The sequence below is a fragment of the Vibrio sp. TRT 29B02 genome (genome assembly GCF_050113655.1).
In the GTDB taxonomy this organism is placed as follows: domain Bacteria; phylum Pseudomonadota; class Gammaproteobacteria; order Enterobacterales; family Vibrionaceae; genus Vibrio.
Genome location: NZ_JBNJOJ010000014.1, coordinates 90555 through 112710, shown reverse-complemented (window position 1 = coordinate 112710; position 22156 = coordinate 90555). Strand labels below are relative to the sequence as shown.

23 protein-coding genes and 1 pseudogene are annotated in these 22156 nt (G+C 45.1%); 14 read left to right on the top strand and 10 right to left on the bottom strand.

Translation table 11 applies throughout. The features are described 5' to 3' along the window. From ACQEXT_RS10810 to rplI, 7 genes and pseudogenes are all read left to right on the top strand, one after another. Window positions 1-73, top strand: a pseudogene (locus tag ACQEXT_RS10810) (elongation factor Tu); the annotation flags it as partial. A gap of 322 nt (window positions 74-395) precedes the next feature. Continuing rightward, a complete protein-coding gene (locus ACQEXT_RS10805) occupies window positions 396-584 on the top strand; it encodes a bacterioferritin-associated ferredoxin (RefSeq protein ID WP_269377905.1) in 189 nt (62 codons plus the stop codon). Between the two features lie 75 nt (window positions 585-659). Then, window positions 660-1139, top strand: coding sequence for a bacterioferritin (bfr, locus tag ACQEXT_RS10800; RefSeq protein WP_138971617.1), 480 nt, complete (start codon window positions 660-662; stop codon window positions 1137-1139). 207 nt (window positions 1140-1346) lie between these two features. After that, entirely contained in the window at window positions 1347-1727 is a 381-nt protein-coding gene (gene rpsF / locus ACQEXT_RS10795; protein WP_426952016.1) for a 30S ribosomal protein S6, read from the top strand. Window positions 1728-1735: 8 nt separating this feature from the next. After that, window positions 1736-2038, top strand: coding sequence for a primosomal replication protein N (gene priB, locus ACQEXT_RS10790; RefSeq protein ID WP_426952015.1), 303 nt, complete (start codon window positions 1736-1738; stop codon window positions 2036-2038). A 16-nt stretch (window positions 2039-2054) separates the two neighbouring features. Beyond that, window positions 2055-2282 carry a 30S ribosomal protein S18 gene (gene rpsR, locus ACQEXT_RS10785; RefSeq protein ID WP_000090472.1) on the top strand — a complete coding sequence of 76 codons (228 nt, stop codon included), beginning with the start codon at window positions 2055-2057 and terminating at the stop codon, window positions 2280-2282. A gap of 30 nt (window positions 2283-2312) precedes the next feature. After that, complete coding sequence (gene rplI, locus ACQEXT_RS10780) at window positions 2313-2765, top strand: 50S ribosomal protein L9 (protein ID WP_138971615.1); 453 nt, start codon at window positions 2313-2315, stop codon at window positions 2763-2765. A gap of 71 nt (window positions 2766-2836) precedes the next feature. On the opposite strand, the gene ACQEXT_RS10775 is transcribed toward rplI, so the two are convergent. Continuing rightward, on the bottom strand, window positions 2837-3601 hold the full coding sequence (locus ACQEXT_RS10775) for a DUF481 domain-containing protein (RefSeq protein ID WP_171052164.1): 765 nt from the start codon (window positions 3599-3601) through the stop codon (window positions 2837-2839). A gap of 173 nt (window positions 3602-3774) precedes the next feature. On the opposite strand from ACQEXT_RS10775, the gene ACQEXT_RS10770 reads away from it, so the two are divergent. From ACQEXT_RS10770 to ACQEXT_RS10760, 3 genes are read left to right on the top strand one after another with little or no spacing between them, the layout of a single operon-like run. Then, on the top strand, window positions 3775-5187 hold the full coding sequence (locus ACQEXT_RS10770) for a replicative DNA helicase (RefSeq protein WP_138971614.1): 1413 nt from the start codon (window positions 3775-3777) through the stop codon (window positions 5185-5187). Window positions 5188-5200: 13 nt separating this feature from the next. Then, window positions 5201-6277 (top strand): alanine racemase, encoded by a 1077-nt coding sequence (gene alr / locus ACQEXT_RS10765; protein WP_269378002.1) that lies wholly within the window; start codon window positions 5201-5203, stop codon window positions 6275-6277. Window positions 6278-6281: 4 nt separating this feature from the next. Then, window positions 6282-7457 (top strand): BamA/TamA family outer membrane protein, encoded by a 1176-nt coding sequence (locus ACQEXT_RS10760; protein ID WP_426952013.1) that lies wholly within the window; start codon window positions 6282-6284, stop codon window positions 7455-7457. Window positions 7458-7505: 48 nt separating this feature from the next. On the opposite strand, the gene ACQEXT_RS10755 is transcribed toward ACQEXT_RS10760, so the two are convergent. After that, window positions 7506-7931, bottom strand: a complete 426-nt coding sequence (locus tag ACQEXT_RS10755; RefSeq protein ID WP_426952011.1) for a secondary thiamine-phosphate synthase enzyme YjbQ — start codon at window positions 7929-7931, stop codon at window positions 7506-7508. A gap of 295 nt (window positions 7932-8226) precedes the next feature. Here ACQEXT_RS10755 and pgi point away from each other — a divergent pair, with 295 nt between their 5' ends. After that, window positions 8227-9879 (top strand): glucose-6-phosphate isomerase, encoded by a 1653-nt coding sequence (pgi, locus tag ACQEXT_RS10750; RefSeq protein ID WP_138971611.1) that lies wholly within the window; start codon window positions 8227-8229, stop codon window positions 9877-9879. 176 nt (window positions 9880-10055) lie between these two features. On the opposite strand, the gene ACQEXT_RS10745 is transcribed toward pgi, so the two are convergent. From ACQEXT_RS10745 to ACQEXT_RS10715, 7 genes are all read right to left on the bottom strand, one after another. Then, window positions 10056-10952 (bottom strand): TIGR03899 family protein, encoded by an 897-nt coding sequence (locus tag ACQEXT_RS10745; RefSeq protein ID WP_426952009.1) that lies wholly within the window; start codon window positions 10950-10952, stop codon window positions 10056-10058. 299 nt (window positions 10953-11251) lie between these two features. After that, the gene (locus tag ACQEXT_RS10740; RefSeq protein WP_331417688.1) at window positions 11252-11749 is read right to left on the bottom strand and encodes a DUF3299 domain-containing protein; all 498 of its coding nucleotides are present in this window, start codon (window positions 11747-11749) and stop codon (window positions 11252-11254) included. Window positions 11750-11751: 2 nt separating this feature from the next. Next, entirely contained in the window at window positions 11752-13011 is a 1260-nt protein-coding gene (locus tag ACQEXT_RS10735) for an ABC transporter permease (protein ID WP_331417689.1), read from the bottom strand. Then, a complete protein-coding gene (locus ACQEXT_RS10730) occupies window positions 13008-13715 on the bottom strand; it encodes an ABC transporter ATP-binding protein (protein WP_426952007.1) in 708 nt (235 codons plus the stop codon). Before ACQEXT_RS10730 ends, ACQEXT_RS10735 begins: the two co-directional genes overlap by 4 nt. A gap of 53 nt (window positions 13716-13768) precedes the next feature. Beyond that, on the bottom strand, window positions 13769-14449 hold the full coding sequence (zrgA, locus tag ACQEXT_RS10725) for a zinc uptake protein ZrgA (protein WP_426952005.1): 681 nt from the start codon (window positions 14447-14449) through the stop codon (window positions 13769-13771). A gap of 78 nt (window positions 14450-14527) precedes the next feature. Then, complete coding sequence (locus ACQEXT_RS10720; RefSeq protein ID WP_138971604.1) at window positions 14528-14818, bottom strand: DUF2607 family protein; 291 nt, start codon at window positions 14816-14818, stop codon at window positions 14528-14530. 76 nt (window positions 14819-14894) lie between these two features. Next, complete coding sequence (locus ACQEXT_RS10715) at window positions 14895-15446, bottom strand: YtfJ family protein (RefSeq protein WP_138971603.1); 552 nt, start codon at window positions 15444-15446, stop codon at window positions 14895-14897. Window positions 15447-15651: 205 nt separating this feature from the next. Here ACQEXT_RS10715 and ACQEXT_RS10710 point away from each other — a divergent pair, with 205 nt between their 5' ends. Then, complete coding sequence (locus ACQEXT_RS10710) at window positions 15652-15852, top strand: DUF1107 family protein (RefSeq protein WP_138971602.1); 201 nt, start codon at window positions 15652-15654, stop codon at window positions 15850-15852. 70 nt (window positions 15853-15922) lie between these two features. Here ACQEXT_RS10710 and msrA read toward each other — a convergent pair whose 3' ends face one another. Next, window positions 15923-16549, bottom strand: a complete 627-nt coding sequence (msrA, locus tag ACQEXT_RS10705; protein ID WP_426952003.1) for a peptide-methionine (S)-S-oxide reductase MsrA — start codon at window positions 16547-16549, stop codon at window positions 15923-15925. 116 nt (window positions 16550-16665) lie between these two features. On the opposite strand from msrA, the gene tamA reads away from it, so the two are divergent. Both tamA and tamB read left to right on the top strand, forming a co-directional pair. Beyond that, window positions 16666-18381, top strand: coding sequence for an autotransporter assembly complex protein TamA (tamA, locus tag ACQEXT_RS10700; RefSeq protein ID WP_426952001.1), 1716 nt, complete (start codon window positions 16666-16668; stop codon window positions 18379-18381). Continuing rightward, window positions 18378-22151: an autotransporter assembly complex protein TamB gene (gene tamB, locus ACQEXT_RS10695; RefSeq protein WP_426952000.1), complete on the top strand. Its 3774-nt coding sequence runs from the start codon at window positions 18378-18380 to the stop codon at window positions 22149-22151. Before tamA ends, tamB begins: the two co-directional genes overlap by 4 nt. Window positions 22152-22156: the final 5 nt, after the last annotated feature.

The window sequence follows — 22156 nt, the reverse complement described above, 5'->3', positions numbered from 1 at the left end:
AGGTCTACGTTTCGCGATCCGCGAAGGTGGCCGTACAGTTGGTGCTGGTGTTGTTGCTAAGATCTTCGCTTAATTCTTATAGAATTATCTGAAGATTTGCACACTTCTTCATTTTTGAAGAACGCACATCTGAGAAAGGGAAGCTTAGGCTTCCCTTTTTCTGTTTTGGTTATAAGCCAATATCTCTCGGCTCTGTTTCTAATCTATTGATAGAATTCAGGAAAGATTTTACGTTTGATGTTTGGCTTAGTGGCTCATCTGTAACGCTTTGAATTGTTGCTTGAGTGGTACCAGCGTTATAACGAAATGATCTTATTATTGTGCCAATACAACTGGTAACGATAACAATTCTTGTTTATATTTATCTTCTGTTAACGGTACTGGAAAGTTTAGATATGTATGTTTGTCTTTGTCATGGTGTTTCGGACAAGAAAATTAGACAGTTAGCCATTGATGAAGGGATCACTGATATCAAGGGGATAAAAAAATGTACGGCGCTGGGTTCGCAATGCGGTAAGTGCATCAAACCAGCCAAAGAAATCCTAGCAGAAACAGAATACCTACAACTCAAACAAGCCAGCTAAGCTATCGCTGAGGCTTTTTTGACAGTTTGCCATTTGGTTCTACATTTAAAAGAGCCAAAGAGGAGGGCTTATGTCATGAAAGGCGATCCAATCATTATCCAGCATCTCAACAAAGTTCTCGGTAACGAGCTCATAGCGATCAATCAGTATTTTCTCCACGCTCGTATGTATAAAGACTGGGGACTCAAACATCTCGCGGAAAAGGAATACCACGAATCTATCGATGAAATGAAACATGCAGATCATCTGATAGAGCGCATTCTATTTTTAGAAGGTCTGCCTAACCTTCAGGATTTAGGCAAGCTTATGATCGGTGAAGATACTAAGGAAATGCTTGAATGCGACCTCAAACTTGAGATGGCCGCGATTCCAGACCTTAAAAACGCTATCGCCTACGCAGAAGATGTCCATGACTATGTTTCTAGAGATCTATTCCAAGATATTCTTGAAGATGAAGAAGAACATGTCGACTGGCTGGAAACTCAATTAGGTCTAATTGATATGTCGGGTATTCAGAATTACCTGCAAGCTCAATATGTTGATGAAGATGACTAGACTCTAACTCGACCTTTTCGGTAGCGAAATGTCACTCCTGAGGTGTGGTGAATTTCGTTGCCGATCCCTATCATATTTCTCTTGCTTAAACTGCTTTCTTTCTGTACTATTCGTGCTCCTTAAACTCGGTCAATTATCTTTAGTTCCTTGCTTCCTCTGGACGACCGGGCCATTTGTGGAAGCTGAATAATCCGTAAGGAGCAACCCATGCGTCATTACGAAATCGTATTCATGGTGCACCCAGATCAAAGCGAGCAAGTTGCTGGCATGATCGAGCGTTACACTGGTTCAATCACTGAAGCTGGCGGTACTATCCACCGTCTAGAAGACTGGGGCCGTCGTCAACTGGCTTACCCAATCAACAAGCTTCACAAAGCTCACTACGTTCTAATGAACGTTGAAGCTGACCAAGCTGTAATCGATGAGCTAGAAACTGCTTTCCGTTTCAACGATGCAGTTCTACGTAACATGATCATGCGTACTAAATCAGCGATCACTGAGCAATCTATCATGCTTAAGCAGAAAGAAGAGCGTGCTCCTCGTCGCGAAGAGCGTGCTGAATTCAAGCCAGAATCAGCTGCTGAGTAATTCAACTTATGACCAATCGAATGGAGCTATCTGGCACCATTGCCAAACCGCCCATTCGTTCTAAAAGCCCTAGTGGTATTGAACACTGTCGATTTTGGTTAGAGCATCGCTCTACCGTTATCGAAGCTGACTTACCGAGACAAGTTTATTGTCGTATGCCGGTAGTAGTCAGCGGGCAAAGGTCACAAGCAGACACTCAGAATTTAGTACAAGGCAGTAGCATTAAGGTAAGTGGTTTTGTCGCTTACCAAACCAGCCGAAATGGCATTGGTAAATTAGTGCTTCATGCCGACAACATTACTCAAATTTAAGATCAGGAGATAGCCCATGGCTCGTTTCTTCCGTCGTCGTAAATTCTGCCGTTTCACAGCAGAAGGCGTACAAGAGATTGATTACAAAGACGTAGCAACTCTTAAAAACTACATCACTGAAGCTGGTAAAATCGTACCTAGCCGTATCACTGGTACAAGTGCTAAATACCAACGTCAACTAGCTCGCGCTATCAAGCGTTCACGCTACCTAGCTCTACTTCCGTACACTGACAAGCATCAGTAATCGGTTCGTTTTATAAAGAGGAATTAAACAATGCAAGTTATTCTACTTGATAAAATCGGTAACCTAGGTGGTCTTGGTGACACTGTAAACGTTAAATCTGGTTACGCTCGTAACTTCCTTATCCCTCAGGGTAAAGCAGTTATGGCTACTAAAGGCAACGTTGAAATGTTCGAATCTCGTCGCGCTGAACTAGAAGCTAAAGTTGCTGAGCAACTAACAGCTGCTCAAGCTCGTGCTGAGAAAGTTGAAGCACTAGAAGCAGTTGTTATTGCTTCTAAAGCTGGTGACGAAGGTAAACTGTTCGGTTCTATCGGTACTCGCGACATCGCTGATGCAATCACTGCAGCTGGCGTTGAAGTTGCTAAGAGCGAAGTTCGTCTTCCTGAAGGCGCACTACGTAACATCGGTGAGTTCGAGATCAGCGTTCAACTTCACTCTGAAGTTTTCGCTACAGTTACTCTACAAGTTGTTGCTGCTGAATAATTCAGTATCAAGACGTATTTTAAAAGCACCTCTTAGAGGTGCTTTTTTTATATCTAAATAAATCCGGCTGTTTAGAAAATGAACAGTAAGTTGACGGAGAAAATACTGTCCGCCTTTTCTAAGCCTTCGGGAACTTTATCGTGATATTGACGAGAGTGGGAAAGCTTCAACGCGATGTCCTCAGTGATGTTGTTTGTCACGCTAATATCTGTATCTGTGCGGATATTGCTGTGACCCGCAACGGTGGTGATATCTGCTGAGACCGCTAAATTGTCGAGCGCTTGCCATTTGGTATTAATGTTACCGCGAAAAATGCCTTCGCGGACGGTCTCAGGAAAAATGATGTCATCGTCATCAATTTCGTCAAGATTGGGTTCTTGGTAGCGAAAACCTGGACCGAACTCGAGCTCTAGCACGAAGGTGTCAGTATTAGAGAACTGATAACCTAGACCACCAGAAAGGGTGTAATCCTTGAAATACGCACTATACCTAGAGTCGACGCCTTTAAAGCTGCCATAGAGATAGGTTTTGGAGCCTAACTTATAGTCACTTTGAGCGGTATAGCTAGACTGGCGCTTATCTTCCTCACCATTTTTATACAGTAGGTAATATTTCCATTCCCCGTTCGTCCGGTGGCGTCCTTCAACGTATTCTGCACTGAGTCGAGAATTAAGCGAGCGCGAGTCAGAATTACCAGTGTGTGCCTGATAACCAAATTCCACCTCACTATTCCATGGTGAAGGAAGATCAATATCCGTTTTACTTAGTCCATTGTCATCGGCATAGACAAACATTGAGCTCATTAAACTTGCACTCATTAGCCAAATTTTAGACACGAACTACCTCGATATTGATGAAAAGAATGGCGCAATAGTAGTTTCAATTGCTCTGTTTACGGTCAGCAATAAGTTAATTCTACATTAGAACCCGACAAACTCACCCAAGGCTACAGACAAAGGCTTCATTCTCGTTATAATTAGCGGTCTATAGCAAGTTGTTGAGCAGACCCATGGCTGAAGCGAAAGTAGATAATCGAAATAAAAAGTTTAGCGACGCACAAGTTGATGCGATAAAAGTCCCTCCACATTCATTGGAGGCTGAACAGTCTGTCATTGGTGGCCTTCTTCTGGATAACGAACGCTGGGATACCGTTGCTGAACGTGTTGTCGCCAAGGATTTCTATAGTCGTCCACACCGATTGATCTTTGAAGCGGTGAAAGCCACGCTAGAAGATAATAAGCCACTCGATCTGATTACTTTATCTGAGTTCTTGGAGCTTCGTGAACAGCTTGAAGATGTTGGAGGCTTTGCTTACCTTGCTGATCTGGTAAAAAATACGCCAAGTGCGGCAAACATCAATGCTTATGCCGATATCGTCGCCGAGCGCGCTTTGGTGCGTGATCTGATTGGGGTTGCAAACGAAATTGCGGATGCTGGCTATGATCCTCAAGGACGTAGCTCTGAAGACTTACTTGATCTTGCTGAAAGTAAAGTGTTCGCGATTGCCGAGGCTCGTACCAATGAGAACGAAGGGCCACAGAATGTTGATAGTATCCTCGAGAAAACGTTAGAACGAATCGAGCTGCTGTACAAATCTCCGCAAGATGGCGTCACGGGTGTTGATACGGGCTTTACTGACCTCAATAAGAAAACCGCTGGTCTTCAAGGTTCTGACTTGGTGATTGTCGCGGCGCGTCCATCGATGGGTAAAACCACGTTCGCAATGAACTTATGTGAAAACGCTGCAATGTCCCAAGAGAAGCCCGTACTTATCTTCTCACTGGAGATGCCCGCTGAGCAGATTATGATGCGTATGCTGGCGTCGTTATCGCGAGTTGACCAGACAAAAATTCGTACTGGTCAGCTAGACGATGAGGATTGGGCGCGTATTTCATCGACGATGGGTATTCTGATGCAGAAAAAGAATATGTACATCGATGACAGCTCGGGTCTAACACCAACGGAAGTGCGCTCTCGTGCACGTCGTATCGCTCGTGATCATGGTGGTCTTTCTATGATCATGGTCGACTACTTGCAGTTGATGCGAGTCCCTGCATTGTCTGATAACCGTACGTTGGAAATCGCTGAGATTTCTCGCTCACTTAAAGCGCTTGCTAAGGAACTTAACGTTCCCGTTGTTGCGCTATCACAGCTTAACCGTTCTCTAGAGCAACGTGCTGACAAACGCCCTGTCAACTCGGATCTGCGTGAATCAGGCTCTATCGAGCAGGATGCCGACTTAATCATGTTTATCTACCGTGATGAAGTCTACAATCCGGACAGTTCAATGAAGGGAACAGCGGAAATCATCCTCGGTAAGCAACGTAACGGCCCAATCGGCTCGGTGAGACTCACCTTCCAAGGTCAATGGTCTCGCTTCGACAACTACGCTGGCCCTGCATTTGATATGGATGATGAGTAACGCTATGAGCTACATGAAAGCAGCGACAGCCTATATTGATTTAGACGCACTTCAACATAACCTACAGCAGATTAAGCTGCAGGCTCCCAACAGTAAGATCATGGCGGTTGTAAAAGCGAACAGCTATGGTCATGGGCTGCGCCACATAGCGAAAAATGCACAGGGTGCTGATGCCTTTGGCGTTGCGCGAATTGAAGAGGCGCTTCAATTACGTGCGTGTGGTGTAGTAAAGCCCATCTTGTTGCTTGAAGGTTTTTACTCATCTGGTGATTTGCCGGTATTAGTCACGAATAACATTCAAACGGTTGTGCATTGTGAAGAGCAGTTAATCGCTTTAGAGCAGGCGGAGCTAGAAACCCCGGTTGTTGTTTGGCTGAAAATTGATAGTGGGATGCACCGTTTGGGCGTGCGTCCTGAGCAGTATGATGAATTTGTTACTCGCCTAAAAGCGTGCAACAACGTCGCAAAACCGCTCCGTTATATGAGCCATTTTGGCTGTGCTGATGAGCTTGACCGTTCAACAACCAATGAGCAAACAGAATTGTTCATGGCTCTGACTGAAGGATGTGAAGGTGAGCGTTCACTCGCGGCATCAGCGGGTTTACTAGCTTGGCCAGATAGCCAACTCGATTGGGTTCGCCCTGGAATTATCATGTATGGGGTCTCTCCATTTAATGACAAAACCGCTCAAGAGCTGGGGTACCAACCTGTAATGACTCTTAAATCACACTTAATTGCTGTACGAGATGTTAAAGCGGGTGAAAGTGTCGGTTATGGTGGTGTATGGACCAGTGAGCGAGATACCAAAGTGGGTGTTATTGCTATTGGCTATGGGGATGGTTATCCAAGAACCGCACCGAATGGCACACCCGTCTTGGTTAATGGGCGAAAAGTGCCTATTTCTGGTCGAGTTTCAATGGACATGCTGACGGTTGATTTAGGTCCAAATGCCCACGATCTCGTTGGCGATGAAGCTATATTGTGGGGACGAGATCTTCCTGCTGAAGAAGTGGCAAGTCATATCGGTACCATCGCCTATGAACTGGTGACCAAACTCACATCACGAGTTGATATGGAATTTTCGAAGTAGTCTAATGTCGTACAAATTATTGCTAAGACTGGCATTGACTGCCAGTCTTTTTGTTTCTGCCTACTCAATGAGTGCAGAAAAAGATTCCGCCTTCCTGCCTTTTTACTTTAGCACTGAAACTCTCGGTCACACCTTTGGTGTTGCAGGTGTCGCTAAAGGTGTTGGTCAGCCTCAGGCCGCCTTGTTTGGCATGGCGCTCTATTCAGAGAAAGAGAGCTATGTTGGCTTTGTGTCTGCGTTCAATTACGCGTTAGCGGATCAACTTCTTTTTAGCACTCAAATGTATCAGGCTCAATTCAATGATAACCCATACTACTTGGGTGAGCAGGGAAGTAATGACTCACAAACAGGGCAAAAAACCATTACGAATGGTTTCGAACAAAACTACCAGTTTGAATTTAAGTACCTGCTGCCATGGGGCAATGTGAAGCGGCATGGCTTAATGGGTGCGTTTCAACCGATTCGAGAGGTGAGCTTTGCGTCTCCGATTGAATCTGGAGTGAGCTCGGTGGTGCTGACTCCGTTTTATTCGTCACGAGAGCTGGATATCTACAGCCAGGCTGACAAAGCCAGTGGTTTCAAGTTTAGTTTTGATTGGGACAACCGTGATAGCGTCAGAAACCCCACTAAAGGCTCACATACCTCATTGGATATTACTGCTGGTGCTGACCGCTGGCAGAGCGAAGATATTTGGACTAAGTGGGAGTTTCAGAATAGCCAATATTATGCGTTAGGCCCGCTCGGTGAGTGGTTTGATCAGCAAGTATTAGCGTTTGATTTCTATACTGCGGATACACCAAGCTGGAGTCGTGTCAAACCACCAGAGCAAGATCAGATACGCTTGGGTGGCTTGTATCGTCTGCGAGGTTACACTAGCGGCCGTTATCATGGCCGTTCAGCGGTGCACTATTCTGCTGAGTACCGAGTGCTGCCTGATTGGCAACCCTTAGATGGCATTCCTTTGATTAACTATTACGATCTGCCTTGGTGGCAATGGGTGGTTTTTGCAGAGGTTGGTCGTGTGGCTGATGAGTACGATGCCAAGACCTTACATAGCGATATGAAGTGGAATTTAGGCGGTGCTGTCCGTTTTCAAGTGGAAGGTATCGTGGTACGAGCAGAAGTGGCTCAAGGAGCCGATGAAGGCACTTTTCGCGTGATGATTAACCAACCTTTTTAGCTATAACAAGACTCTCGCACAGAGAGTCTTATCTTCCCGTATCCCAAGTCAATCGTGATTTCCTTGAATAGTGGCAATAATGGTTCTTGAGCCACCATAGTCACGATGCTCGCCTAAATAGATCCCTTGCCAAGTTCCTAGCGCTAACCGCCCATTTGTTATTGGAATCATCACACTGCAACCGAGTGTCGACGCTTTAATGTGTGCGGGCATATCATCATCACCTTCGTAAGTATGTTTGTAGTAAGGGGCTCGCTCAGGGACAAAGTGATTAAAGTGTTTCTCCATATCGTGTCTTACGGTTGGATCGGCGTTTTCATTGATGGTTAAACTAGCGGAAGTATGCTGGATAAATAACTGTAATAATCCGACGGAATAGTGTTTAAGTTGTGGTATTTGTTGTTCAATTTCATCGGTTACTAGATGAAATCCTCTCTTCTTCGCTGAGATTTGAATTGTTTTTTGTGTCCACATAAGCAGGCCTGTTGCAGATTGATGTTGCTCTAGTGTTAAGCTTAATCAAGGTTAGTGGTAGAATCTTACTTGCAATGAAGGTGTTTGTTTAAAGTTCAAGCAGGGAACGTGACCTAACTCAATGTGAGTGAGAAAGCCCTGCGTCATAATTGGCACCTGAAAAAAAATTACAAAGTCTTGTTTTGTGGCAATTTGCCCTAACATACCTAATATTATTATTTGCTAAATCGGGGATTCCACCAGTTTTCGCTAGGCTGTATGGAATAAAACCTACTGTAACATCGGGATAGTAACCATGTTGAAAAATATCAATCCAACGCAAACACAAGCTTGGAACGCGCTAACAGCGCACTTCGAATCTGCACAAGATATGGATCTAAAAGCATTATTTGCTCAAGACCCAGCTCGTTTTGAAAACTTCTCTGCTCGTTTTGGCAGCGATATTCTCGTTGATTACTCTAAAAACTTAATCAACGAAGAAACATTGAAGCACCTATTTGCTTTAGCAAACGAAACTGAGTTGAAAGCAGCGATCGAAGCGATGTTCAGTGGTGAAGCGATCAACAAAACAGAAGATCGCGCAGTGCTGCACACGGCTCTACGTAACCGTAGCAACAAACCAGTTATGGTCGACGGTGAAGACGTAATGCCAGCGGTGAACGCAGTGCTTGAAAAAATGAAGTCTTTCACTGAGCGTGTTATTGGTGGTGAGTGGAAAGGTTACACAGGTAAATCCATTACAGATATCGTTAATATCGGTATCGGTGGCTCTGACCTAGGTCCTTACATGGTGACAGAAGCACTCGCACCATACAAAAACCACCTAAATCTACACTTTGTTTCTAACGTTGATGGCACACACATCGTTGAAACATTGAAGAAGGTTAACCCTGAAACCACTCTATTTTTGATTGCGTCTAAGACATTTACTACTCAAGAAACAATGACTAACGCGCACTCAGCCCGTGATTGGTTCCTTGAGTCTGCGGGCGATCAAGCTCATGTCGCTAAGCACTTCGCAGCACTGTCTACGAATGCAACAGCAGTATCTGAGTTTGGTATCGATACGGACAACATGTTCGAATTCTGGGATTGGGTTGGCGGTCGTTACTCACTATGGTCTGCAATCGGTCTGTCTATTGCTCTTGCAGTGGGCTATGACAACTTTGTTGAGTTACTTGATGGTGCTCACGAGATGGACAACCATTTCTCGTCAATGGAACTTGAAAGCAATATTCCTGTGATTCTTGCGCTGATTGGCCTGTGGTACAACAACTTCCACGGAGCAGAGTCTGAAGCGATTCTTCCATATGACCAATACATGCACCGTTTTGCTGCTTACTTCCAGCAAGGTAACATGGAGTCTAACGGTAAATACGTTGACCGTGATGGTAATGCAGTGACTTACCAAACAGGCCCAATCATTTGGGGTGAACCAGGTACTAACGGTCAACACGCGTTCTATCAGTTGATTCACCAAGGGACTAAGCTGATCCCTTGTGACTTCATTGCTCCGGCAATCAGCCACAACCCAGCGGGCGACCATCACCAGAAACTAATGTCTAACTTCTTCGCCCAAACTGAAGCGTTAGCGTTCGGTAAATCTGAAGAGACGGTAAAAGCTGAATTTGCAAAAGCAGGTAAGAGTGAAGAGGAAGCGGCTACGCTAGCACCATTTAAAGTGTTTGAAGGTAATCGCCCAACGAACTCAATCCTAGTTAAGAAAATCACACCACGTACCCTAGGTAACCTGATTGCGATGTACGAACATAAAATCTTCGTACAAGGCGTTATCTGGAACATCTTTAGTTTCGATCAGTGGGGTGTTGAGCTAGGTAAACAACTCGCGAACCAAATCCTGCCTGAGCTTGCAGATGATTCTGAAATCACGTCGCACGATAGCTCGACTAACGGTCTAATCAATGCGTTTAAGGCTTACAAAGCGTAGAGCGAGAACGCTTCGCTTCGAGATCGTACGAGATTTTAGAACGGGCTTCGTCCTTTAATAAGTTCTTGTGGTGAGCGAGTCGAAAGTTGCAGGCGGTGTTGGCTAATGTTTAAGCTTAACTGTCTGAATTTAAAGAAAAAGGGTTGACACTGTGTGTCAACCCTTTTTGCTTTTCGCTATACCGTTGTATCCACTGTCGGCTGTATCTCTGTGCTGGCGGTAAATTTCTGACTCAGTAACGCGACGACCTGATCGTAGTACTGCATGTTAGGCTTGTTTCCGAGTAGCTTACAGAGTTCGTTTCCAGTAGGCGTAAAACGGTAATAGAGTAGTCGAACCCCTTTGCTATGAGCCTGTAAAGAGAGTTGTTTGCCTTGGTAGTTGAGTGGAAGAGGTGACTCGAGTTCAATTTCCCCTGATTCCAATTCTGTACCATGCATGAGCCCTAGTTCAAACAGCACCAACAGACTGGAGTATGGGAGTTGGTAATTGCCAACGTTAATATTGCTGGTGGTATTGCGTTTACCAAAACTGAATATTCCCCCTTGGGCACGGTAGCCGACCAATAACTTTCGGCTGTTATCCCCGCCAAAACTACAGGCCAATGAAGCGGATCGCTGTAGAATCTGTGCTTCTTTTGGCGTCATGTCTTGGAGTACTTTCAGCGCTTTCATCGAGGTTGAGCCCGGATTCGTGACCTCGCGTTTGAGTACTTGAGCCCATAAGCGTTGCATAGAGTGGTTGTGAACTTCTTGTGCCATATCGAAGAAGCGGTAGAGCCAGTCTTGGTCGGGATCTCCGGCTGTTTCATCTTTACATGAGATATGTGCCAGTTTCAGGATCTGCTCTAGGTTTTTCTGTCTAAGTTCTTTGCGTTTCCTTTCGCGAATCAAGGCTCGCTCCAGCGTGCTTTTTTCTGGAGTCTCAGCCTGAAGTAACGCATCTAAGCCATAACGCTGGGCGATATTGAGCACACGGCTCGCGCTGTCTTTGATGTAGCTGGATTTCTTTTCTTGGCGTTGAGTGTGCTCAGCTTGATGCTCTATGACAACGGGCTTATTGCTCTCAGACATGCTATTTCCTTAGCCATCATATGCTTAAAGTTAAGTATTAAATGTACCTCGGAACGGCTTTGCTCGCCAGAAAAAGACTGTGAGCCACTTTATAAAAATATCGCTACCATAAATGATAACAAGTTGTTAAAATTGTTATCGTTAGTTTTGAGGAGCTTATGAAGTATTTCAATGAAGATAAACTGAAGAAGCATCTGTCAATTGCCCTTTTATTACTAGTTTACCTAGCGGTGCTAGGTTATTTGTCTAGCTATTTGGCCTAATTAAAGGCAATTAACAGGCTGCGAATTTTTTAACACTTACATATCATCGTACTCGGCGATCTCGGTGCCTTGTATGACATATCCTGTTTCTGCCAACTCATGGCTAATGGTTTCTGTTTTTAGTGTCCCAATCACGTAGATAACATCCCACAGTTGTTGAACGGGTGCGCCTTTAGGGAATTTCACATAGATGATTTGATTTGGTGGTGGTGGTGGTACGTGAATACATGCCCCGAAGTACGGGACGAGTAGAAACTCCGTCACCATGTTTTCATCCCCTTCCAGTGGAATGACAAAGCCCGGGATTTTAACCATACTGCCGTTTAGCTCTTGTCGAACCGTGCCAACCTTTGACTGTTTCATTACATCACCGTCGTGGTCGATGGCGGGCATGCCATATGCGTCAAACTGGTTGCGCTCACTCTCCGGAATCAGGTCAATCCAGTCGAGAGTCAGAGTATCTTCTGCATGAGCAGTTATGCTTGATAACGCCACGGTGATCAGCGTTAGAAATAAAATCGTTATCTTCTTCATTGTTACACTCTAATCGTCATACCATCGCTAAGCGATTGTTTATAAGCTCTTAGTGCGGGAATAAATCCGACTAGGGTTCCCGCAAGTTGTACCGCTCCCAGCAACGTCAGTTCATGTGATGAGAGGGCTAATATCTGTAGATTGATGCCATAGTGTTGCTGAACGAGAGGCGCAGCGAAAGCAAGTGCCGCATAGAGCCCGATGATTCCGATGACTAAGCCGATGAATGTCAGGACACTGGCCTCAAGAATTAACAGACTAAACACATGTCTAGGTCGAGCGCCCATCGCTCTTAAGATTGCCATTTCACGTCGTCTTTCTTGCAAGCTGGTGAGTAAGCTTGAAAGCATACCCAGTAGTCCTGCTATAACGACGAACACGGAAACGGCCATCAATGCCTGCTCCGCTACGGACATCATACCCCAAAGTTCATGTAATGCGACTCCAGGTAGGATGGCACTTAATGGTTCTTTGCCGTAGGTGTTAATTTGCCTCTGAAGAGCGAAAGTTTGAATTTTTGATTTCAGACCGATCAGCATTGCGGTGATCTGTTTGGGTTGGAAATCCATAGCGTTTAACTGTTCAGCGGTCGGATTGTTGCCTAAATTAGCACCGCTTTCCCAGCCAACGTGAATGGCTTCAATGGCTTGTAGAGAAACATGAATGGTTTTGTCTACGGGCGTTCCTGTTGGCGCCAAGATGCCTACAACTTTAAATGGTAATTTATCGTGGCGGCTGAATGCCACATCGCTGATCCCGTGTGCGATGACCATTTCACTGCCTATTGTGTAGTTGAGGGAGCGAGCGACCTCTGACCCAATAACGGCTTCAAATAATCCATTAAACTCTTGTCCGTATTGAAACGAGAGGTTCTGTTTCTTTCCATATTGGTAGTAAGAGAAATAGTCATGATTGGTACCTAAGACTCGGAATCCTTTATGAGAATCGCCAAGTGAGATTGGGATTGTCCATGCGACCGAGCGGTGCTGGCTAAACTCCTGAAAACTCTTCCAATCAATATTATTAGTGGCATTGCCTATGCGAAAAACAGAATAAAGCAGTAGATTGACCTGTCCGGAACGGCCTCCAACAATCAAATCTGTTCCTGAAATCGTGTTGGCGAAACTGCTTTTGGCTTCTGTTCGAATACGTTCAACACCGAGTAAGAGAATGACCGAAATTGCTACGGTCAGGATAGACAGTATCGCAGTGACTTTGCGGTTTCGAACACTTTTCCACGCAAGGCTAACGGTTGGTGTCATGACTTCCCTCCTGCCTGATTAATTTGTTCTAGATCGATGGTTCTGTCGAACAGGGGCTCCAGTGTCGGATCATGGCTGACAAACAGAAGGGTAGAACCTGCTTGATTGACTTGCTCTAAAAGCAGTTCGATAAAAGCAGTGCGATTGTTGTAATCAAGTGAAGAGGTCGGTTCATCGGCAATAATCACTTCCGGTTTACCGATTAAGGCTCTTGCTGCGGCTACGCGTTGCTGCTGACCGATGCTGAGTTCGACCACGGGTTTGTTCATTAGGCTCTCTGGTAAGCGAAGTTTTTTCAACAACGCTTGGGCGTGCAAGATGATGTCACCTTCAACTTGCTGGCGACGTGAGGAAGAAAACTGACATGGCAGCATGACGTTTTCAATCACGCTTAAGTATGGCAATAGATTAAATTGTTGAAAAATATAGCCAATATTGTCAGCACGAAACTTATCGCGTTGGCTACCTGATAGCGCTGAAAGGTCTTTCCCCAACACGCGGATCTGACCAGAGGTAGCACAGTTGATGCCAGTCAGTAGCCCCAATAGGGTCGACTTTCCACAGCCACTAGGGCCTTTAATAAAAAGGTGTTCGCCACGCTTAATCGTTAGTGAGGGAATACTTATTGTCGCGGCTCGGTTGCCTGGCCAGATGAACTCGACTTGATTGAGTTCGACGACAGGCTGATGACTAAGGTTATCCATTCTGGTTTCCAATCAAGAGGTAAGTGGCCCAACAGAGCTAGGCCACTTTAGCATTAGAATGAAATAGTTTTCTGACCCGGTTTAAGCTCCATTGCAGCTTGTTTGGTGTCAGTTAACAGGTTCACTTTGATTGATTCAGTGCTAGGGAACTGAGAGAACCAAGATGTTTCGATGTTGCTGATAGCAGAAACATTGTCACACTGGTAATGATACTCAACGGTGAACTCACCATGGCCACCTGATTCATGATCGTGATTGTCGTGGTCATGATGCTCATCATGATCGTGCTTGTCATGGTCGTGTTTATCGTGGTCATGATGTTCTTCATGATCGTGTTTGTCATGGTCATGATGCTCTTCATGATCGTGTTTGTCGTGGTCATGGTGCTCATCATGATCATGTTTATCTGCGCCTAAAGTGTGAGTAACAGATTGGTGCTCGACTTTACAACCAGCTTCAGAGGTTAGGGTGAAGACATGATCAGCATGGCTCAGTTTGGCTACAGCGTCTTTTAGCTGCTGCTTTTCTGCGTCATTTGTAGGTGCGTGTTCAAAACCAACCACATCTGCACCTGGGGCTGTTATCTCTACAAGTAGCTCATTGCCATCTTGAGCAATATTGAATTCAACCTGACCATGGACATGGGCACCGTGCTGGCGGAAACCTTCTTCTGCATATGCCAGAGAGCTAGTAGCCAGGGCAACACCCAACGCAAGAGGAGTAATCTTGTTCATTTTGATTCCTGAAAATATTTAATAAAGTAACTGTGGTCAATAAAGGGAATAATGTTTAAGTAGTTGTTTTAAATATAATCAAGAAAGAGGCGGAGAGCGCGGTTGATAGGCATAAAACACCACTTCCTGGACACGAGTCGTTAGGGTAACGTCTGGTCGCAAGTTTAGTGGGGCAGCAAGGAGATTGAGAGGTGCCGGACTCGCTCCATGTAATCCACTGGCAAAAAGTTGGCAGTGATGTTCACTATGGTGAGTTGACGAAAGTTCGTACTGGTGCTCGATATAGGCAAAGTTGAGCCATAGCAACAGCGCAGCTGCTAACAGAGCAACCGCCATTGAACGAACTGAAACTGGGCGAGATATCAACACGGCGAGAACAAACAAAAAATGGAATTGTTATACTATAACAACTCCATTCAAAAGGTGAAACCTAACTGCTCAATTGCTAGATGTTTTCTTTGACTAGCTTCAAGACTTGCTCAATCTCAGATTCATTGAGCGCACCTTCTTTTACAAATAGCACTTTGCCTTGTTTGTCTTGAACAATGATCGCCGATGACTCTTTAGCTAAATCCCAATGACTTGCAACGGCTCCCTCTTCGTCTAGAACCATTGATGACCATGGAAATTCTTTTTTGCTGTCTTCCGCTGATGATTTAACAAACGATCCTGTTCCCCAGATAGCATCATCTTGGTTGATGATAGATGTCGTTTGGTAGCTTTGCTGAGGGAACTTCGCTGCTGTGATCGCTGCCATTAAAGGCGCATTGAGTTCTTTTGAACTGCTACGCCCAGCAATCGCTTGGATGACACGAACTTTACCGGTCATATCCTGCGTTGACCATGTCTGAAACGCAGTATCATCCCCTTGAAGAATGATTTCGCCGTAGCTTTTCACCTCAACCGTTGGGACGGCTTGACCCAAGGCGATGTTGTGTGCAAAAGCCAAGGCTGGAGAGCATGCAATTGCTAGAGTAAGAAGGGTTTTATTTTTCATTATGTTATTCCTTTTGATTGTGCGAGAAAAAGTATATACCGAAAATTTTGCTTGGGTAGAGAATTGTGCTGAAGTGTGATGAAATGTGATTATTTTGTTAACAAAATACTGTCTATTAATGCCAAATTAGGTATAATCCACACAGGTTCTAAGGAATGGAACAAAATCAAGGTTTCTCTTGTGTTTAGTAGGAATAGGGGGTGCTATGTTGCGTGAATTTACTACCTATCGTCCACATCAAGTTGCACGATTTGTTAAAACTTTGTTTAAAGGGCAATTTGTAATCTCAGGTGTGGGGAAATTTAAATTTGATAATGGCAAAGTTTTATTACCAGACGTGAAAGACTCTCGAAAACTTATGACCTACAAAGAGATCAATCAGGCCATTGCGGCACTATCTGTGTAGTGCGCACAGGTAAGTTACTGATTTCAAGATATTAAAAAGTCGCCCTTGTGGCGACTTTTTGCTTTTGTTCTTACTGGGGAGGGAAACAGACTCCAGTACCACCCAAACCACAGTAGCCGTTGGGATTTTTAGCCAGATATTGCTGGTGGTAGTTCTCTGCGTAATAGTACTTACCCGCGGGCAGAATCTCAGTGGTGATCGATTGCACATCGTCACCCAGTAGAGCTTGGTAAGCCTGTTTGGAAGCACTGGCGGTTTGATACTGTTCGTCACTATATACATAAATAGCAGATCGGTATTGAGTGCCGAGGTCATTACCTTGACGCCTACCTTGAGTAGGATTGTGTTTTTCCCAAAAAGCATGCAACAGTTGTTCAAAAGAGATCACTTGAGTATCAAAGACAACACGAACGACTTCAGTATGTCCTGTCTGACCACTACATACTTCTTGATAAGTTGGATTCGGTGTGAAACCACCAGAATAGCCGACCGATGTGCTGACCACGCCATCGAGTTGCCAAAAAAGTCGTTCAGCTCCCCAAAAACAGCCCATACCAAATAGAACTTGTTCGCAACCTTGTGGAGGTTCAGCGGTCAAACTGGATTGATTGACGAAATGACTATCGTCGATGATGAGTGGTGTGTTTCTGCCTGGCAGCGCTTCTTGCGCGGTAATCATAGTTTGTTTGTTGAGCATCGTGAGTTTCCTTGCTGTGTATTATGAGATAGACCGCCTAGTTGACTGTTTTCATACAGACTTATTTTTTTTCAGGCGTTATTATTGCCTAACGTTATGGAGATAGATAATTAAGCATGATCATCAAACCTTTACCAGTCCTAATCACCCTAGCTTCACTCACGTTTCCAGTGTGGGCAAATGAAGTTGATCTCAAGATCAATGGTGTCGATGGTGTACTATTGGACAATGTAGAAGCTTATCTATCTTCGATTCCTAAACAAGACTATGAAGTCAGCCTTAGGTTTAAAGCACGTTTAGAGCGCAACTTCACTGAATCACTAAATGCACTGGGTTACTACCATCCTAGTTACGATTTTAAAGTCTCTGATGATCAAAAACTGGTGACCGTTAATATTGATCCTGGCCCAGTAACGACCATAGCGCAGTTGGATATCCATATAACAGGTGAAGCAGAGAATGATCCTGAGTTCCAAGCCTTGATTGAGAAAAGTGGTTTGCAGCAGGGGAGTGCTCTGCAACACAATCATTATGACTCACTCAAAAGTTCGATTCGTAACCTTGCCTTGCAGAGAGGGTATTTCGAAGGCGAGTTTACGCAGAGCCGTCTCGAAGTTGCCCCTAGCCTAAATCAGGCGTTTATCCGACTCGAGTTTAATAGTGGTATTCGCTACCATTTTGGCGCGAATAGCATTACTGGAAGCCAAATTGAAGATGATCGCGTTGAGTCAATTTCACCGTACAAGCAGGGAGAACCTTACTTGGTGGCTAAGGTGGGCGAGTACAATCAAAACCTGTCCAATACCGACTGGTTTTCGTCAGTATTTGTGGAACCAGACTTGACTCAATTAGGCGAGGCAAGAGAACTGCCAATGAAAGTCTCTCTCGCGCCTCAGGCGAGAAACCAGCTTGAAACGGGTCTTGGCTATTCGACGGATGTGGGTGTCCGTGGATCATTAAAATGGAAGAAACCCTGGGTAAACAGCCGAGGTCATAGCTTTGACAGTAGTTTTTCTCTTTCTGCGCCTGAGCAGACGATCACCGCCGGTTATCGCATTCCGTTAGACGACGTATTGAAAGAGTACTACCGAATTCAATATGGTATGAAAAACCTTGATAGCCGTGACACCAAAAGTCTGGAATCCAATCTTGCTTTGGAGAGACACTGGGTGTTGGATAATGGCTGGCATAGAACGCTCTACATAAGATATCTACTGGAGAACTATGAACAGGGCTTACAAGATGACAATGCGCAGTTCCTTTTACCTGGTATCTCCTTTTCACGTAGTCGAATTCGAGGTGGGGCTATGCCAATGTGGGGTGACCGACAGAGCTTAACCGTTGAGTATGGTGACCCTAGCATGTTGTCAGAGACGCGAGTGACGCGTTTGCTGGGCGCGATGACATGGATTCGTGGTGTAGGTGAAAACCACCGAGGCATTTTCCGTATTGATGGTGGTGCTAACTTTGCTGAAGAGTTTGAGAAACTATCGCCATCTCTACGTTTCTTTGCTGGTGGTGACAACAATTTACGTGGTTATGGCTACGAATCTATCTCGCCAAAAGATACCAGTGGCGCTTTGACAGGTGCTAAGTATTTAGCGACCAGCTCACTGGAGTATCAATACCGAGTTTATGGTAACTGGTGGGGAGCCGTCTTCTATGATGTAGGTGACGCATTTAATGACACGCCGGATCTAAAACGAGGAACGGGGGTTGGTATTCGTTGGGCTTCACCCGTCGGACCAATTAGACTCGATTTTGCCTGGGGCTTAGACGCGGCAAAAGGCGATGAATTCGGGATCCACTTTACCTTAGGACCTGAACTATGACCCATGTTGTAATTAAGTGGTCAAAATGGATATCACTGATTTTTGCCGCATTAATGGTAATGATTTTACTGGCATTGGGTGGATTACTTTTTACCAATACCGGATTGAATCTTGCTCTTTGGGGGGCTGAGAAATTTGTTCCTCAGCTAACGGTTTCTTCGACTCAGGGAGCGCTATTCCCTCGCTTTACGTTACATGGCGTCGTATTCAAAGATGACGACTTGCAAGTAGACACAAAGATTACTTCGCTTACTTTGGCCGTAACGCCAACGTGTCTCACTGAACCGAGAGTGTGTATCGATGAGTTAGCCATTAAAGGTCTGAATTTTTCTATGCCGCAGTTGCCTCCTTCAACTCCCGAGACAGAAACTGCGCCAGAAACGGCAACAACAAACATTACGTCACCAGTTCCAATAAAAGTGAGTTGGCTTAAGCTTGAAGATATTAATCTCGATGTGCTTGGAAACCAGATCTCTTGGCGTTTATTTACGTCGAGCGCTTCTTTTCAGGGTAATCGCTTACGCATTAACAAGACCAAGTTTCTCGACCCATTAGTCAAGCTTGCCCCAAGCTCAGATGAAGAAAGTAAGAATCCCCAAGAGTCGCCAGCATCTCCGACGACGGAAGAGGCACAAGCGATCACTCTACCACAAGTGAAATTGCCGCTTCAGGTTGAACTCGTACGTCTCGATGTTGAAAACTTCAAGCTTGATCAAGAGACGCCGATTATTGTCAACCACCTTGGCCTTGCCGCCAAAGCGAAAGGTTCACAGGTCGTTATCGATACTTTAGAACTCGACATGCCTCAAGTTGAGGCGCAATTAAAAACAGACATTCAATTGAGCGGTGACTATCCGTTGTCGCTTGCACTAGATGCAACCATTAAAGAAGAAATTGCTGCGGGACAAAAGATAGATTTAAAAGTGTCAGGTAGTGTCGCGGATTTAGGATTAGCAGCGAACTTAACGGGTTTGGCTCAAGCTCAGTTATCTGCTCAATTACAGCCGTTAGAACCGAATGTTCCTTTTGATATCTCATTGCTAAAAGCTAAAGCACAATGGCCGCTGACTGGGAAAGGTGATTACTTTGTTTCTCTCGACGAGTTAAAGGCTAAAGGTTCATTAGATGGATACCAACTCTCTCTTGTCACCGATGTAAAAGGTAAAGATGTTCCTGATGTTGGGGTGTCATTGCAAGGTGAGGGGGATTTGTCTCATGTTAATCTGAGTAAAATCGATGTCGATACACTCGGAGGCTCCGTGTCTGGCGACATAATGGCTGATTGGAGCGCTCCTGTGAACTGGGCCGCTAACTTATCTCTCTCTCATATACAACCTGGACTGCAATGGTCTGAAGCGGAAGGTGATATAAGTGGTGTTATTTCAACAACAGGTGCACTTACTGAACAAGGTGGCTGGACGATTGAAGTACCTAAGCTCGACATTGACGGTATCTTGCGCGATTACCCTCTCAATATCGAAGGAGCGCTGAGCGCTAAAGATAGCAAGGGCAACGGTGAGTTAAGTTTGCGCACTACCGGACTCGTATTGTCACATGGTCCGAATAGCATTAAAGCAAAAGGTGAATTGGATAAAGAATGGCGTCTTGATCTGGCGATAAACTTTCCTGATTTGATCAAAACCGTTCCCGATTTGCAGGGTAAAGCCGTGGGAAATGTCTCATTGCGTGGTGTGTTGAAAGAGCCGAAAGTTGGCCTTGCGTTAAACGTTTCAGCTGTTGATTGGCAAAAGCAAGCTCAAGTAGCAAAGATGGAGCTCAAAGGCAGTGTAACACCACTTCCCACTCCGAGTGGTCAATTAGCGTTGAAAGTCACTCAAGCTAAATATCAAGACTATCGAGTTGACAATGTCAGCATGAATTTTTTGGGCACACAACAGCAGCATCAGTTGCAGCTTGATGTTATTTCGAATATTGCCTCAACCAGTTTTGCGCTCAATGGTGTTCTGGTGGATAAGCCTGATTTTGTATGGAACGGCACCCTAGAGCGTATGAATATCTCTTCACAACAGGGTGAATGGCGTCTAAACCAAGCCACCAAACTGGGCTTTGAGATGGCGACGCAGCAAGTCGCAGTCGCTGCTCATTGTTGGCTTCAGGCGGATTCTAGCTTGTGTCTCGATAAGGATATTAAGGTCGGTCAAAGCGGCGAAGCAGCGTTGAGCCTGACAAGCTTCAACTTTGAACAGATCAAGGCTTTGCTGCCCAAAGAAACGCTCATCAAAGGTGCCGCCAATGCAAATGTGTGGGCTAAATGGGCTCCGGATAGTGCTCCGCAGCTCAAAGCTTCCGTCGATTTAACTCAGGGACAGGTAACGCAACAACTCGAACAGCCAGTTCAGATCGGTTGGGAGAGTGTTAACCTGAATGCTAACTTAGTCGACAATAAGCTCGAAGCAGACTGGATGTTGGACGTTAGCAACAATGGTGATATCTCAGGTAACGTTACGATTCCTAACGTTTTAGAGAAAGATAAGCAGTTAGATGGTCGCTTTAAATTGAGCACATTTAACCTAGATTTCTTGGCGCCGATAATTGGTGAGTACAGTAAGTTAGAATCCAATCTAAGTACGGATCTACAGATTAGCGGTCCAGCGTTACATCCCAAGGTGAATGGTCAGTTTGTTGTCGATGATATCTTGCTTCAAGGGGACATCTCACCGGTCGAAGTTGATTCAGGACGTGTAGCTATTAATTTTGCGGGTTATGACGCTTCATTGGCCGCGACCATCCATACCCCAGATGGGAACCTAGAAGTTTCCGGTGACGCGGATTGGAATGATCTGAAAGATTGGAACTCCAACATTCGAGTCTTTGCAGAGGAGTTATTGGTTAACGTTCCGCCAATGGTGAAGATCAAAGTGCAACCGGATATGACCATTTCTGCTTCGCCAAAGGTCGTCCGAGTAGATGGAGACATCGCATTACCTTGGGGACGAATTGTGGTTGAAGAGTTGCCGCCAAGTGCGGTCGGAGTGTCCAAAGATCAGGTTTTACTGAACGATGATCTAGAGCCGATTGAATCGGAAAGTAAAGTCCCATTTGCACTAGAAACCAATATCAATATTAAGATTGGCGATGATTTTAAGTTGTCTGCATTTGGTCTTGAAGGTGGTTTGGTTGGTAAGCTCAATGTTGCACAAAAAGACAAAGGACCATTTGTAACGGGTGAAGTTAACATCACTAATGGTTCGTACCGTTCATTTGGTCAGGATCTGATTATCAATGAAGGTAAGATCTTAATGAATGGTCCTGTTGATCAACCGTATGTGCAGATTTCTGCTATTCGAAATCCGGACAACACGCAAGATGATGTGACGGCAGGTGTTAAGGTGACAGGACCAGCCAGCGAGCCGACAGTGACCATCTTCTCTGATCCAGCGATGCCACAGGCAAATGCACTATCCTATTTGCTCAGAGGGCAGGATATTGATGGTGAGGCCGGGGGGAATGCCATGACCACCACTTTGATTGGATTGAGCTTGGCCAAGAGTGGCCGTGTTGTTGGTGAGATCGGACAAGCGTTTGGTGTACAAGATCTCCAACTTGATACAGCAGGCTCTGGCGATGACTCGCAGGTAACGGTGAGCGGCTATATTTTACCTGGGCTACAGGTGAAATATGGCGTCGGTATTTTTGATTCAGTGGGTGAGTTTACTGTGCGATATCGATTAATGCAGGATCTCTACTTAGAAGCAATTTCCGGTGTAGATAGTGCAGTGGATGTACTGTATCAGTTTGAATTCAACTAAGAGCG